11 protein-coding genes are annotated in these 14,954 nt (G+C 47.3%); 5 read left to right on the top strand and 6 right to left on the bottom strand.

What is annotated here, in order from left to right; translation table 11 throughout:
* Positions 1 to 233: 233 nt before the first annotated feature.
* Positions 234 to 1,202: a hypothetical protein gene (locus F1593_RS23170; RefSeq protein WP_216368972.1), complete on the top strand. Its 969-nt coding sequence runs from the start codon at positions 234 to 236 to the stop codon at positions 1,200 to 1,202.
* 590 nt (positions 1,203 to 1,792) lie between these two features.
* Complete coding sequence (locus F1593_RS23165; protein ID WP_149403937.1) at positions 1,793 to 3,790, top strand: protein kinase domain-containing protein; 1,998 nt, start codon at positions 1,793 to 1,795, stop codon at positions 3,788 to 3,790.
* Positions 3,791 to 3,913: 123 nt separating this feature from the next.
* Here F1593_RS23165 and F1593_RS23160 read toward each other — a convergent pair whose 3' ends face one another.
* Positions 3,914 to 4,570: a response regulator gene (locus tag F1593_RS23160; protein WP_149403936.1), complete on the bottom strand. Its 657-nt coding sequence runs from the start codon at positions 4,568 to 4,570 to the stop codon at positions 3,914 to 3,916.
* 18 nt (positions 4,571 to 4,588) lie between these two features.
* A complete protein-coding gene (locus tag F1593_RS23155) occupies positions 4,589 to 6,541 on the bottom strand; it encodes a GAF domain-containing sensor histidine kinase (protein WP_149403935.1) in 1,953 nt (650 codons plus the stop codon).
* 251 nt (positions 6,542 to 6,792) lie between these two features.
* Here F1593_RS23155 and F1593_RS23150 point away from each other — a divergent pair, with 251 nt between their 5' ends.
* Together F1593_RS23150 and F1593_RS23145 are read left to right on the top strand one after the other, a co-directional pair.
* Positions 6,793 to 7,245: a hypothetical protein gene (locus tag F1593_RS23150; protein ID WP_149403934.1), complete on the top strand. Its 453-nt coding sequence runs from the start codon at positions 6,793 to 6,795 to the stop codon at positions 7,243 to 7,245.
* A gap of 350 nt (positions 7,246 to 7,595) precedes the next feature.
* Complete coding sequence (locus F1593_RS23145) at positions 7,596 to 8,606, top strand: tyrosine-type recombinase/integrase (RefSeq protein WP_149403933.1); 1,011 nt, start codon at positions 7,596 to 7,598, stop codon at positions 8,604 to 8,606.
* Between the two features lie 59 nt (positions 8,607 to 8,665).
* Here the strand turns inward: F1593_RS23145 and F1593_RS23140 are convergent, their stop codons facing one another.
* The 4 genes from F1593_RS23140 to F1593_RS23125 all read right to left on the bottom strand — a co-directional run bounded on the left by F1593_RS23140 (position 8,666) and on the right by F1593_RS23125 (position 13,230).
* Complete coding sequence (locus F1593_RS23140; RefSeq protein ID WP_149403932.1) at positions 8,666 to 9,256, bottom strand: hypothetical protein; 591 nt, start codon at positions 9,254 to 9,256, stop codon at positions 8,666 to 8,668.
* A gap of 291 nt (positions 9,257 to 9,547) precedes the next feature.
* On the bottom strand, positions 9,548 to 12,055 hold the full coding sequence (locus F1593_RS23135; protein WP_149403931.1) for a ComEC/Rec2 family competence protein: 2,508 nt from the start codon (positions 12,053 to 12,055) through the stop codon (positions 9,548 to 9,550).
* 54 nt (positions 12,056 to 12,109) lie between these two features.
* Positions 12,110 to 12,385 carry a hypothetical protein gene (locus F1593_RS23130; protein ID WP_149403930.1) on the bottom strand — a complete coding sequence of 92 codons (276 nt, stop codon included), beginning with the start codon at positions 12,383 to 12,385 and terminating at the stop codon, positions 12,110 to 12,112.
* On the bottom strand, positions 12,385 to 13,230 hold the full coding sequence (locus tag F1593_RS23125) for a ComEA family DNA-binding protein (protein WP_149403929.1): 846 nt from the start codon (positions 13,228 to 13,230) through the stop codon (positions 12,385 to 12,387). Before F1593_RS23125 ends, F1593_RS23130 begins: the two co-directional genes overlap by 1 nt.
* A gap of 342 nt (positions 13,231 to 13,572) precedes the next feature.
* Here F1593_RS23125 and F1593_RS23120 point away from each other — a divergent pair, with 342 nt between their 5' ends.
* Entirely contained in the window at positions 13,573 to 14,811 is a 1,239-nt protein-coding gene (locus tag F1593_RS23120; RefSeq protein WP_172632378.1) for an ISAs1 family transposase, read from the top strand.
* Positions 14,812 to 14,954: the final 143 nt, after the last annotated feature.

Genomic DNA, 14,954 nt, shown 5'->3' with positions numbered 1-14,954 from the left:
TTCGTAGGGAAGCATAGTGATATCTGGAGAAATAGCTATCCAGGCATGCAAGCATTAGGCTACTCTTGTGCTGTTTAGGAGAAGCACAGTCTAAAGGTTGTACTTATTTTTATTGATAGCCCTTTCTGACATTCCCTGCTATAATGCGTTTGAGATAAGATTAGTATAGATTGGAGTCGTCTATGGCTCGGCGCTTTCATCCAAGAAGTACCTCGAAAGAGAATATGCACCTGTTGTTGCATTCGATACCCTGGAAGCTACTGGTTATCGTCCCCATATTAGTAATACTGGCGATTCCAACTTTTATCTATGGGGCGCACGCCGGTAGTAACATATTGCCGTCCGTAACGAGCGTATTCTACAAATTATCAAATATATCAAATATGGCCACACCAACGCCGCACCCAGCCTTTGCGACAGTTCTTCCTCAGGTTGGTTCCATTCATACCACTGTTAGCGATGGGGATAGTTGCGATTCGCTGTTAGCTTATCGTATGCATATGTATAGTTCCAGCCAGGTCTTTAGTGATGCCAATCCTGACACCGTGAAGCAGCTCAGTAATGATGTCGGACAGGATTGCCATCGTTTGCAGCCAGATATGACCGTGACTCTTTCGCCACAATATCCATTGGTGGCGATTAGTGGCGTATTGACAAAAATCGCAGCGATGACGGCGTTGCAGGTATTACCAACACCTTTGATCAAGGTGCAATCCACCGATGAGTATACTCCAGACTGCTCTGGCGGATGTATGCTCACTATTCGTATGAACCCTGAAGTGAGTTTGCATCTGACCGTGCACACCGAGCTTGCCTTGCATCCCGGTGATTGGATCTGGGCTCAGGCAATGTTGCCGCGTAAATCAATTCCAGGCTTTGGTAACTATCCCTATGCTGATCCTCATAGCAGCTTGAACAATCTGTCATTGCGTGCCTGTGACTTTCAGGCTAATGACACCCATGATGATAATTCACAAGTTTGCAGTCAGCTCGATCCCAATACAATTGATATCGATGGGGGTTCCTGGCTGTTTGGCGTAACTGGATCAAACGCGCTTGATCACTGGCGCTACAAAATTTCCGCGCCTGCTGGTACGCAAGTGTTGGTATGGCTTACCGACTCGAATGGCACACTGACCTATCATCCAGGTGATCCTGTCTATCGCTATGATGCAGCTTCACACTTGTATGTGAATTTCTAACAAAGTGTTTGATTCCCATGTTCTCCACCATCTCTGCGCATGAGTTTTCGCACCTACGGTGCTCAAAACAGTTTTTAGTATTTAGTACAGGAAAGGTGCACAGCGCCTTTCCTGTACTAAATACTAAAAAGGGTGCAGGCGCGTCGACGCCTGCCAGCAGGTGAGCAGCAAGATCCCGATGGTGATGGGAATCAAACATTTTGTATGAATGGATAGACACAGGTAGAAAGCTTTCTACGTTGAGAAAATGGTTTAGCCGTGATATAGTGAGGCGTACACTTGTAAGGGACAAGTTTTGCCTCACTATTTGTTTATTTATTTAAGACGCTGTTTTCATGTTCATCAAGCATTCGGCGTAAGCCCATTCGGGTCGCTGTAATTGACAGGGTTGTTTTGTGACTGTTATAGTAGAGTTTCTCAGGGAATAATGATACTCTCTTTATTTCTATACTCAAAAAACGTTTTAGCTTTTATAGAGGATAGTGTAAGATTGTAACGAAACCTCCTGACATTCGTTTTATAACGTGTCTCTATGATAAAGAATATAAGCAGTAGCTATCTGCTTGCTCTTCGGTTTATTGGAGTAATGTATGGCAGACCTGGAGGGAAGAACCCTCGATCGGTATGAATTACAACAACTCACGGGACGAGGTGGGATGGCAGATGTCTACCTGGCATATGATCCTGATTTTGAGCGTGATGTTGCTGTTAAAGTGTTTAAGCGCGAGGATGAAGCCCTTCTGAGACGCTTTGTGCGAGAAGCTCAATTAATGGCTTCCCTCCATAATGCACATTTGATGCCCGTCTATGATACAGGCACCTGCCGTATCGATGGCCTGAATGTGTATTATATTGTTATGCCTTTTATGGATGGTGGGACGCTACGTGCTCGCATTCGCCGCACCCCGATTTCTCTCAAGCAAGCCTGTAAGTATCTACGTGACATTGCTGATGCCTTGGATTATATGCATCAACAGGGTATTATTCATCGCGATATTAAAGCCTCCAACATTTTATTGGATGCGGATGGGCGTTGCTATCTGGCTGATTTTGGTATTGCTCGTTCTGATACTGAATCAACCCAGTTAACCAGTACAGGTAATGTACTGGGCACCGTCGACTATATTGCGCCCGAACTGTTTGAGTCTGATTATCGAGCCGATCCTCGTAGCGATTATTATTCGTTAGGAGTACTGCTCTTTGAGATGGTCACAGGCCATTTGCCATTTACGGCGGAAAACCAGATTGCTGTAGTGGCAATGCATGTGAACAAGCAGCCACCGTCTCCACGTACCTTTGTTCCGACCATTCCGCCGGCTGTTGAACGGGTAATATTGCGTGCCTTGGAGAAGCGTCCAGAGTTACGCTATGGAAGCGCGAGAGAATTGGCTGATGCTTTTTACCGTGCGATTATGGCTCCCCAGACTGAGGAAACAATGGTTTCTGGAGCGCAATGGCCGCAGGACAATAAAAGCAGTACGCTGGTCAATACTGGTCGGCAGTCAGTACCACTTGCGGCTTATCCAGCGGCCCCACCACCAGCCTATCCCTCGCAGTCATCCGGCTATTATGATGCTGCTGTTCCCAATCATTATTCAGCGCAAGTTCCTGCTTATCCAGCGCAATATCCGCGTAAGAATAAAGCCGCACGCACACAGGCCTGGATTGTCACAGTTTTAGCTATCGTGGCCTTGCTGGCCGTTGCTGTCCCCATGGCGTATGCCGTGATGAGCAGAATAAACAATGCTCCTGTCAATTCAATTCAGGGAACGCCAGGTGTTGTTGTCACACCTGACCTGCATGCGACCTCCCAGGCTGCATCGGCCACGGCGGTTCAGCAAGCGCAAGCCACGGCCACAGCGCAAACACAAGCCACAGCCACTGCTCAGGCCAATGTTCAGGCGAAAGCTACCGCGACAGCTCAGGCGAAAGCTACTGCGACGGTCCAGGCTCAGGCAAAGGCCACTGCGACAGCCAGCGCAAACGCCACTGCTACTCCGGCAGTCATCCAGACCATAACCGCCCAGAATCCAAACTACACAGATCCTTTGACGAGTGCCACTAATGCGGCTACCCAGGCTGCGCAATGGGATCAAAACACTTCCTGTTCGTTCTATGCTGATGGATATCATGTCAGTGCCGGTCCATTCAATGCCTTTTCCGCCTGCCATGAGGCCGCAACATCCTATACCAACTTTGCTGTGCAGGTGGATGCATCTATTCAGAGTGGACATTCCGCTGGCTTATTCTTTCGTATGAATACGAATCCTTTGCAGGGATATCTCTTTGAGATTGACAATCAGGGACAATATAAGATCTCAGTATCGAGTAATTATGATTTGGGATCGATGGATACGTTGCGTGACTGGGCACCTTCATCCGCATTGAAAACTGGAACGACCAGCAATCATTTGCAGGTTGTAGCCCATAACGGCACCTTACTTTTCTATATTAATGGTGTCTATCTGCCAGATCCTATTAATGACACAACCATTAGCTCAGGGAATATCGGTTTTCTGGCAACCTGGGAGAATGGGGCGCGAGCGCGGGTGGTCTATAGCAATCTGAGTGTTTACACCACCGCCTGAGTTTGCTTACCTTGTAATGCATTGCTGTTATCCAATACTGCCAGCGTCAGAGCGATGCAGTTACATCCTGCATTTCACGCTATGGGCTGTATCGCTCTGGATCGGGAATAACATGGACTTCTGCTATTGGCGAGGAGGCAATAACTTGTGTTCAACCGCATAGACGGCTGCTTCACTTCGTCGCGAGAGACCAAGTTTCTCCAGGATATGGCTGACATGATTACGAGCTGTTTTTTCGCTCAAGTAAAGGGCTTCAGCGATTTGTTTGTTGGTATAGCCCCGTGCGACCAGTGCCAGCACTTCACGCTCGCGTTCCGTCAAATCGTCACCAGGAACGGAATGGGATTTATTTGTTATAATCATCATTTTTGAAATTGCCTTTTGTGTTGCCTCTGGTTTGAGGAGAGCTTGTCCACTTGCGACCTGTCGTACAGCTTTTAGTAATTCTGCTCGACTCACGTTTTTGAGTAGATAGCCACGGGCCCCTGCCAGGACCGAGGCCGTGACCGCCTCATCATCTGGATACGATGTAATCATCAATACAGAGATCTGAGGATAGAGACTGCGAATTTCGCGGCAGGCTTCAATTCCGCCCATTTTTTCCATACGCACATCCATGAGAATTATATCAGGCATGAAAGTGGGAATTTTAGCCAGTGCCTCTGCGCCATTACTCGCCTCTCCTACGACGCTAATATCTGCTTCTAACTCAAATGCGGCGCGCATACCCAGACGTACCACTTCGTGGTCATCAACAATCATGAGATGGATAGTACTCATCACAAACTCCTTTTGTGGTTAAAGCGGAATGCTGACTCTCACAATCGTGCCGCCGGATGCCTGGGCCAGGACGGAAAAATCCCCTCCAAGTTCGGTGGCGCGTTCACGCATTCCTCCTATACCATGCCCTGACAATATATGTGGTTGCGTTTCCACTCTCGCTGGCTCGTTTTGCAGGAGAAATGGAGGTAGGCCACGACCATCATCACAAATATCGACTTCAATACGATCAGACTGATAGCGCAGGTGGACAGTTAATTGTGTTGCATGGGCATGTTTGTAGGCATTTGTAAGTGCCTCTTGTACAATGCGAAACAAGCTTGTCCCGATCTGCGCATAATGGCGTGAATGGAGGTACTGTTCCCCATAAAGTGCCGGTGAACCAGCAATCTCTAAGCTCGTGGGTAAATCGCTAATTGCTTCAAATTCGCGCAATTGATTATTCAACATTTGTGTTAGCGTGGTTGTGCCGCGCATTAATGGTTTGAGTGAGAACATATAATTACGGGTTTCCCATAATGCCTGTTTAGAAATAACAACCAGTTTGCTCAGGCGTTCCGTTAATGGTGTGATCAGTTCAGCATCTTCTTCGGATGCCTCACTGATGCGTTGGGCCTGTGCTTCACATGTTTCCGCTTGTAAACTCAACATATAGGTAAGCTGGGCAATACCATCGTGAATCTCGCGGGCGATTCGTCCACGTTCAGCATCTGCCGCCAGTTGTATCGTCTGCTCGGCCAGACGAATATTATCCAGAGCAACCAGTAACTGCGTTCCTGCAATGGTCAGGAATTTCTCATGCTGGGCATTAAAGGGGGCGAGGCGTCTACTTTCCGCACCCAGTACAATCTGTACATGATCATCTTTGCGTAAGGGGATGTACATGCGCGCAATACCACTTTGCTGATCGTCAGATGCCTCGAATGAGACTAACTTTTGTCCCGAGGCCAGCACTTTTTGGGCCAGCGTCTGGCTGATATCTGGAAATTGCGTGGAAGGTGATAGCGCTTCTACACAGGTTGTGATCTGTTGCTGCTCAAATGATTGCAATGCAGTAGCCTGTATCTCATCTTCTGGGATAGCTAAATCGATCAAGGTGATTCTTAAACGCTCAAAGCGTCCACGTTGGATCGGTTTACTACTCCTTTGTAAGAGCTCTTGTCGATCTCCCGTACTTTTTAAGAGTGCCTCGCCAATGCTAACCAGGGCCGCCTGGGTACGTGCATTTTCACGCTCATGATACTTGCTACGCGCATGATTTTCGAGCAGATTGGCAAGATAAGCGACCAGAATTGCGACAATGGGGGTATCGATTAATGAACCAACGATATCAACCGCGTTTGGTACATAGCTTCTGGCACCTGGGGCATGGACAAACATTCCAAAGAGCGCGAACAGATCATAGCCCAACGCCGCCAGGAGTCCTCCTGGATAACGAAAAACTGCTGCGGCGGCGAACACTGTGGACATCCCATAGCGGTAAAAAGGCGATCCCAGCCCAAATGGTGGATTTGAAAAGGGGCCACTATAATACATGACAATACCGCAAATAATTACATCCATACTATAGATGGCAATATTCCAATAGTGGTTACGTGTCTGCATAAAAGGTGGAAGAATTTCCGTTTCCTCCTCTTCTGTCAGGACGCGTTCGAGCAGTTGCGCTTGTTTTAGGGAACGTGTTGCAGCAGTTGTGAGCGGACGGGGAAACAAAATTTGGATGACCGGTGCATACAGTGTCACAAACAATGTTTCAAGAAATGTTATGCTCAGTAAGATCACCGCTATAGATGAGTATGGGATGCTGGCTGTATTGACATAACTGGAATGTGTAAAGATAATAACGATAAGTGCATAGAGCCACATACTCCAGCGCCAGATAAGGAAAAAATAGCTGGGAATCACTCGGAGCCGTCGTATTGTTGTGCGTGTTATGTTACTGGTTTGGAGATATTTCCTTGTTTGACGCATAGCACTTGCCGCCTCAGTCTGATTCACACGAAACGCATTGTTTGGTATAATTTAACAATTATGCCTTGTTTTATGTACGGCGTCAATGTAGAGTTCTCACAACTTTTTATTGATCTTGTGAAGGACTGGCATATCGTCTGGTTTATGTGATATTGTATGAATTATATAAGTCTTTCCGCTTTCAGCGTCTGGAAAAAGAAGGAAGGTAAAGAGACCTTTCGCCGCAGTCATTTCAAGGTGGCATAGATGCGATGAGCGTTAAAGTAAAGAAGGGACGGTTTATCATCGTGAAAAAAGCCGAACGTAAGCAGTCTTCGCTGTTGGCTAATCTGGGCGATCTCAACCGACCTTTGCGGGTTCGGCCGGTAAGGTATTTGGGTCGTGAGTGGTGGGCTATTGATGCTGAAGACATTTGGGCAGGAATGGTGATGGATCTGCGGCGCCTGGGTTTTGAGTCTGTGGCAATGGAAGAAAACGTGTTAGTACGCGAAGGATCTCCCATGTACGAGCCACAGATGGAAGGCCCAAATGCAATGAGTGGTTTAAAGCCTTTCCCAACAATTCATCCTACCATACAAATTCGCCGCGAATCCTATCTGACGAATTACTCGTATATGGACCTCAATGATACCGATGATGCGGACGAGGATTATGAGGAAGAGGATGAATGGACGCCTGAAGACCTGGATGCTCGTGATGAATAATGCAAGGTTTTTTCATAGATAGTGTTGGCAGGAATTGTAGTGTCCACCTTCCAGGCATGTTCTGGAAGGTTTTTTTGTGCCCATACCACTGTAACGCTGTTTGAGGGCTTTCCATATTCCTGCCGTAATGGTAAGTTTTGGATATAAATGAGATGATTTGCCATATCCTCATATTCTGCTATAATGAAATACATACGCATGTCCTACAAAGCAGCGATGAGATATGGAAGACTCACTGTGATCAGGGTTGCCCCTGACACAGTAAGTAGAAGTATAGCATTGCTGAGAGATGCGTACCCATTGCGAAGAAGATGTTAGTGGGAATACATAGTGCTGCGAGGAGCTAATGTATGCAGAAGGATTCTGAGTTGGAAGCACAGCCCACGGCGGTGCAAATTGAAGAGGCCCCCATCGAACAAGATAATCTCTTCGGAACCCCGATTGTGCTTGACGACCACAGTGATTCCAGTGAGGCGCAACCGACTCTCCCGGAACATATGGTGACATTGACCGACCAGACGAGTCTGGCTGACTGCGCTGAACCCTATCGGAGAGAGCTAATATTACGCGGTAAGTCAAATTATACGGTAACTTGTTTTCTCTCAGATCTCAAGATGCTCATGGATTTTTTGGGCACGGATATTCCGGTTGGTCGTATCGGCGCCGAGCATGTGACCGATTGGTTGATGAAGCTAAAATTTGGAAATCCTGGTCATGTCCCCGCACCCAAGACCATGGCTCGCCGGGTTACTTTTTTAAAAAACTTCTTCACATGGTTAGAGCGCGAACATATTATTCGGGAGAATCCTGCTGCTAGCCTGACCCTGGAACGACCACAACCTCCACTTCCTGACTTGCTGTCAGATGATGAGGTCCAGTGTTTATTAGATGCCTCTAAAGAAGATGCTCGCTGTCATTGCCTGGTCTATCTTATTTTGCGTGCTGGTCTTAAAAAAGAAGAAGTTATGGGCTTAAAGGTTCATCACATCGATTTGATTGATCCTCAGACGCCACTTGTTTCAATTCGGTTCGCTGCATCAACAAATAAGCAGCACCGTGAGCGGCGTATCGCTTTACCTGCCGAGTTTACTACTATTTTTCGCCGCTACCAGCAAAGCTATCATGTAACCGATGTGATTTTCCCTTGTACAGACCGCAATCTCAATTATATTCTGGCGCGGGCAGTAAAGACCGCCGATATTAAGAAGCGCGTCACTTTGCAATTATTGCGTGACACTTTTGCTGTCCAACAATTACGCGATGGCGTATCGCTGGATGGCCTGCGTGAAAAACTGGGACTCTCGGATGAGGCCTGGTTGGAATCGAAAGAGAAATATCGTCGTCTGGCCTTCCCTAAGTAACGCTTCACGAGGAGAGGAAGGACAAGCTTGCGAGGCCATTTATCCTCTCCATTCCTTTGTTAGTAGTTTTGTGGTGGCACTGTCATGCGCTGTGGTTGCATCTGCGGAATTACAAACCGCATAGCTTTTTTCTGCAACAGGGTATTAAGCAGTATGAGATTCACTATAATCGCTGTAATAGCCATTGGACCAAGGCAGATTAATCCAAAGCCAAAGGTAAAAATAGTCCCAAGCAGCATGATAGGCCAGTAAATAAGGCCACTGCATATGAGAAGGATAATTCCCGTTGTCGTTTCCCCTGCCATCAGCCAGCCAACACCAAAGATACCGAATAAAGAAAGGATAATTTCTGTTATGAGCGCCGCGTTATTTTTCTGGATGATGGTAATCGTGTTGATAGATTCTACTCTATAACCTGGATAGGGCCCTTGTTTGATCGATGGATTTTGATAGGGAGAGAGATTGCCATTCTGGGGAGGAAAAAAAGCGTTTGCAGCTCCATGCGGTGGTGTCTCTGTCTGAGAAACATATTCAGGCTTTTGGGTTGGAGTAGCTATTCCAGCCTGTTGATATGCACCATAGGAGGTATGGGGCTGAGTACTGCCAGGGGCATGTTCGATGATGCTGCCGCATACCGGACATATCCTCATAGTCTTTACTATTTCTGTTCCACAACGTTCACAAAACATGGTTTGCCAAATTTCTCTGATGGTCGCAACATCCTCTTTAGATATTGCTTTATGCTGAGTAAAAATTGTCTACGCTATGCAGGTGACCGGTAGCATCAAAGGCTTGATCTTCTACCTTTATGCATCGACTGGCCTATCCGAGCACAGTGCAATAGACAGATTGTATTTACTTATTGTACGTACTCGATGGATATTGGTTGTAGAGCCTCATCCCATATCTCTGCCGGGCGCTTGAAATTTCTCTCCGAAGAACTATATTCCATCAGTGTACCAGCCATGTGTATCACTGCTTATGGTTACATCTCCTGTTTGAGCCATATTGGCAACGTGGAGTGTTGGAAACATGATCTGCACGTCATGTGTGGATGCTGGTACTCCCTTCTTCTGGCCGCTGGCTGATGGTGTGATGATCAGTAACGAGGGATGAAGCTGTGTCAGTATGGTTTGTAGATCATTCTGAAATGGCTGAGTGCCTTGCATTATCTGGATCACATCTGCTTGCAGTACTGGATTATTGACAGGATCTTGTAAGCTCGTCACTGCATAGTGACTTTGGGCCGCTTCGCCCAGTAAGAGTAAGCGTAATCCAGGTGTGATAAGTCGGAAGACCAGCGTATTATCCCGTATTTCATTGCTCCCCGCGTGTAGTGGCGTCGTTGGCCATATAATTTGTATCTGTGTCTGCCTTCCCAATAGGATTGTTTGTCCTTGCTGGACCGCCTGATAATGCAGATTTCGTTCATGGATAGTCCTGCGCCAGCGCGCATAGGAGGTGGATGGATGAAGCATCCCGGCGTCCAGAATAGTACCGATATTGTAACGGCTAACAATATCTTGCAGCGCTGTAAGATGGTCTGCACGTGGCGAGGTAAGGATAACCATGTCCAGGGAACGTTGCCAGGATGGAAGCTGGCTGTCCAGTTTCTGGCTTAATGCTGCTACATCCGGCCCGCCATCAATCAGCAGTGTTTTGTTATCCACTGTGTGTACCAGGATTGCTTCACCCTGTGCGGGTTTTCCTGCCGGGCCAACATTGAAAAAAGTAACGGTAAGTTTTCCTGTTCCTATAGCCTGTGAATGCAGGTTGATTGCCGCAGTCGCCGCAATAATTACAATCACAAGCCCGCTAAATATATATCTCTGGATGCGTTTGGGAATCTGTTTATGGATTGAAGATGCAGTAATGGTATTTATTTTCATTATGGTGAGAGGCCAGCGTTGCAGCAAAAAGATCAGTCCCACGGTAAGTGGTAGGTAGTAGAGCCAGGCCAGACGGGTATCTACATTGCTAAGGCTGCGGTACGCGCCAGGCAATGTGGCACACCAGAGAATGCTTTGGCTCATGTACCAGAGAAATGGCCACGCTACCCAACCGCATACTGTCGCCAGGGAAAGTGAGAGCAGCCCTAAACCGCATATCAAGATCCCGATTATAATGATGATACCCAGGAGTGGCACTGTTAACATATTCGCTAGAGGCGCAATAAATGAGACCTGTTGAAATGTAACCGCGAAGATCGGCAATGTAGCGATCTGGGCTGCAATTGTGACAGCACCAGTTTCGGCGAGAAAGTGACCTCCGGGGAGTGGATGCAGGAAACGGAGCAGTGTTTGTATGTAGGGAGTGAACAGCACGATTCCCAACGTGCCAAGAAACGATAATTGGAAACCCACATCCCATAACACAAAAGGATTAAGCAGGCTCATCCCGATGGCTGTAAAGGCCAGTGCTGTGTAGATATTATAGGTACGTCCAATGCGGGGCGCTATAACCAGAAAACATCCCATGACTCCTGAGCGGATAGCCGCCGATCCAGCACCACTCAAGATCGTATAGGCGCTGATACTCAGTAGCGTGAAGCCTGTACTAAGCCAGCGTAGCCAGGTGTACGGTATTTTTGAGGAGAGTATTGTGCCTGATGACCCTTCGTATAACCATCGAGTACCACTACTTGCCAGTCCTGCCACAATCGTTACTTTAAAACCTGAGGGAACGATTAAATGAGCGGTCCCCGTAACATTAAAGGCTTGCCGTAAAGGAGCAATGGCGGGAATACGTAGTCCAAGGACGATGGCTATCAGCAGCGCTGCCAGCGGCTCTGGTAATGCTTGCGTGATTATCATTGCCAGCCGGACGCGCCAATGATACAAGAAAACAAGTATGGGATAGCCGTCATTCTGATTGATGCTGAGGCGTGGAAATGCCATTTCTGCCAGTACATCTGATGAGCTATGTGGGGATGGTGCTGTCAGTTTGCCTTGCAATGTGACAATATCTCCATAGCTTGCACCATAGGCATCGTCCAATGTACTCCCCAATATTTGGACCTCGATGGTGCCATGAGTGGGATGCCAGTTGTAGGTATTCTGGGTATTGCTGCCACTTACCGCGACCTTCAACAGACTTGTACGGGCTGATAGCGTTGGTTCTTCGGAGACCATGCCTTGAACCTTAAGAGTGCGGGAACCGATATATGCAGCAATAGTTTGCGGATCATTGATTGGTCGTGCCACTGTATAGCGCCATGCGCCCAGTATGAGACAGAGTAAAAGCAGGAAGACTAGACGAATAGCTGGCTTTTTACCTGTAATCATACAGATGATCAGGCTAGTACCAGCGAGGAATGGAAAGTAGAGAAGCGGAAAGACCAGCCATGCAGCCAGTAGAATACCCACCAGCCATGCTCCAGCAAGTGCCACCAGTAGCAAACCACGTAACTGCAATTTTGTATCAACCGAGAATGATTGTCCTGTTTGCATTGCCTTCCCCCACTTCCACCATCCTACGCTACTGTGTACATAGTGAGTACTATGTTAAAGTGCAGCTATTTGGTGTAATACTATTGCTGACAATTGTGCTGCGTAATACAATGCTATACAGATACCAGCTCCAATGCCCAGATAGATACCAACTCTTTTTCCGAAGCGGCCTCCATTGGAGATATTTGCATCAAGTGATGTAGCAATCATCCAGCCTAAAAGCGTACCAACCCATCTACCCAGTAACGTCCCTAGCCCGATGCCCAGGAGAATGCAGACAACCCAGATGATACCTTGTAACAGAACGAGTGCTCCGGATGTAATAGCCATTAGACAGTTACCTTATCCTTAATTTTTGTATAAATGGTTTTACTCACAACTTGTGCCAATATATTTACGTTTGCGAATGGACCATGTTGTAGGCGATAGTTGATAATAGTTTGTGCCGTCTTACTGCTGATTGATAGTTGTTGACGTAATTCATCGGCACTTGCCGTATTAATATTGACCAGTGTTCCTTGTATTATTGCACCTGGTGTCGTGGTGATCCCTGTCGTACCATTTACTACTGCAACAGGCGTTTCCCCAATCTGTAACACATAGACCTCCTGTCCATCTGTGAGACGTGAGGCCAGATTGAGCGCGGCCACATTTGCATCGGCGAGTGGACCTCCGGCCATTTGTAAAAGCTGATAGATACGTGCCTGATGATCAATGGTATACACCCCGGGTTGTTTGACCGCGCCTACAATATAAACCTGGATAGTGGTTCCACTATCTGAGGACGTAGTGGCTGTACTTGTAGCTGGATAAGCTGTTGAAGATGTCACTGTTGACATAGTTGGATCAGTTGTTGAATTTGTGGTATTTGACCCGGGTTGCCAGAGTAGATAGAGCCCCAGAGCCAGGGCTACTACCAGGACGATTGCAACGGCGCGTGAGACATATTTTTTAGATGGTGGATGCCCCTCGCTGTTTTGTTCGACCCGTAATGCTGACCCGCTCTGCGGGGGCGGAGTAGACGACAACGGAGGTATTGTTTGCATCATCTCCTGATTATGCGAGCTTGAGATATCAGGAATATATGTGATTTGGCGAGTCGAATCATACTGAAATGGCATATCTGGCTGAAACGGGACGTCTGGCGAGGTTTTTTGAGGTTCAAATGATTGCATTGCAAGCTCCCTTCAATCTACACATCCATCTACTACACACTCAAGATAGCATAAGTTTTGATATATATCAATGAGCAAAATGCCTATTTGTACCTGAAAAGCGCTGGCTTCGATGGTGCTCTAAATGTGCTTTAGGATAGAGAACAATACATCCCTTATTGGTTGTTTGCGGCACAGGACATGGTAAATATGCCAGTAAAACGAGCGGTAAGGGTCATTTGTATTATATGGTGTTATGCGGCTTGCAGGGCTATTTAAAAGTCCCAAGGAATGAAACAAAAGAGTCCAATCTTGCTACAATGGGAATATCACAACATCTCAAGAAGCAAGGATGAACTCTTTATGAACTATAGCACGCTGACCCAGTTAATGGAACCAAATGAATCCACGCTGGGAAGAGACATTGATCCATTATCTGTGTATGCGCTTTTCGAGCACATAAAGGATAAAAGAAAGAAACGAGGGGTGCGTTACCCCATGGCCTTCATCTTGACGCTGATCCTGTTGGCAAAGCTTGCGGGAGAAACAACGTTGGCAGGGGTGGCAGATTGGGTCAGATTGCGAGGTGATGATTTGCAAAAAGCCTTGCCAGGGACGCGAGGAACCTTTCCCTGTGCCGCCACCTACAGTAATGTGTTGCGTGCCATTGACGCAGAACAACTTCCCCACATCTTGACGCAGGGTTTGCTTCGCATGGAAGCGGCGGTGCGATGTGAAGACGAACCGAGCCGCTTCGTGGGACAGAAGGAACGGGAAAAGCACGTTCACATCGCCATGGATGGGAAAACCTTGCGTGGAACGCTCTCACATGAGGCAGAGGATCAAAAAAAGATGCATCAAGTAACACTGTACGAACCCCAAACTGGACTCATCCTGAAAGAACAGGTGGTGGGTGAAAAGCAAAATGAGCTGAGCCTGCTATCCGAATTTTTGTTGGAAAAATGGGTCAAAGGGCGCATTCTCACCGTTGACGCGCTCTTTACTCAACACACCTTCTGTTCGAGTGTCACTCGTTGGGGAGGAGAGTACATGGTGATCGCAAAGGGGAATCAACCAACCCTTTTGGATGATTTGCGTCTCTTTTTTGATGAGCCACCCACCGATTGTCGAGACTGGCGCACAGCGTGTACCCACGATAAAGGCCATGGGCGACTGGAACAACGATCCATCATTGCAACCACGGAATTGAACGACTTTCTTTCGACATGGGCTGGTATTGCTCAGGTTTTTTGTATTACTCGTGTGGTCAAAGAGAAAGGCAAAGAGCGAAGAGAAGTGGTGGTTGGCATCACCAGTTTGCCTCCAGCCAAAGCTGATGCGCATCAGCTTCTGACGCTCAACCGTGACCATTGGAAGATTGAGAATCGTTTGCACTGGAGGCGAGATGTGACGTTACAAGAAGATCATTGCCAGGTACGCAAAGGCGTTGCTCCTCGCATTCTTGCTCTTCTGAATAGCTTTTTGCTCTCTCTTCTTGATTTTCTTGGTGTCGAGAACGTGGCAAAGCAAGCACGTATTTTTGATGCCAAACCGGCAGTAGCCCTTCGTCTCTTGCTTGGTCCTTTGCCGACTTTTAAATAGCCCTGTGCGGCTGGCTTGAGGGGTGCCATTCATTTTTTTGCGCCGCCAAAATGGTAAAATAAAATGGTAGTAAGAAATTTCACCAAAAGAAAGGTGGGCGAGATCATGAATGCAGAAGACCTGGAAAAGCGTTGGCAGCAAAA

The organism is Dictyobacter arantiisoli, assembly GCF_008326305.1.
GTDB lineage: Bacteria > Chloroflexota > Ktedonobacteria > Ktedonobacterales > Ktedonobacteraceae > Dictyobacter > Dictyobacter arantiisoli.
Note: the sequence above shows the minus strand (reverse complement) of the source record. Positions and strands in the feature narration are given on the sequence as shown.

Coding starts and splice junctions, on each gene's coding strand:
- F1593_RS23165 (WP_149403937.1), top strand. CDS start 1,793: ATGGCAGACCTGGAGGGAAGAACCCTCGATCGGTATGAATTACAACAA.
- F1593_RS23160 (WP_149403936.1), bottom strand. CDS start 4,570: ATGAGTACTATCCATCTCATGATTGTTGATGACCACGAAGTGGTACGT.
- F1593_RS23155 (WP_149403935.1), bottom strand. CDS start 6,541: ATGCGTCAAACAAGGAAATATCTCCAAACCAGTAACATAACACGCACA.
- F1593_RS23150 (WP_149403934.1), top strand. CDS start 6,793: ATGAGCGTTAAAGTAAAGAAGGGACGGTTTATCATCGTGAAAAAAGCC.
- F1593_RS23145 (WP_149403933.1), top strand. CDS start 7,596: ATGCAGAAGGATTCTGAGTTGGAAGCACAGCCCACGGCGGTGCAAATT.
- F1593_RS23140 (WP_149403932.1), bottom strand. CDS start 9,256: ATGAGGATATGTCCGGTATGCGGCAGCATCATCGAACATGCCCCTGGC.
- F1593_RS23135 (WP_149403931.1), bottom strand. CDS start 12,055: ATGCAAACAGGACAATCATTCTCGGTTGATACAAAATTGCAGTTACGT.
- F1593_RS23130 (WP_149403930.1), bottom strand. CDS start 12,385: ATGGCTATTACATCCGGAGCACTCGTTCTGTTACAAGGTATCATCTGG.
- F1593_RS23125 (WP_149403929.1), bottom strand. CDS start 13,230: ATGCAATCATTTGAACCTCAAAAAACCTCGCCAGACGTCCCGTTTCAG.
- F1593_RS23120 (WP_172632378.1), top strand. CDS start 13,573: ATGAACTATAGCACGCTGACCCAGTTAATGGAACCAAATGAATCCACG.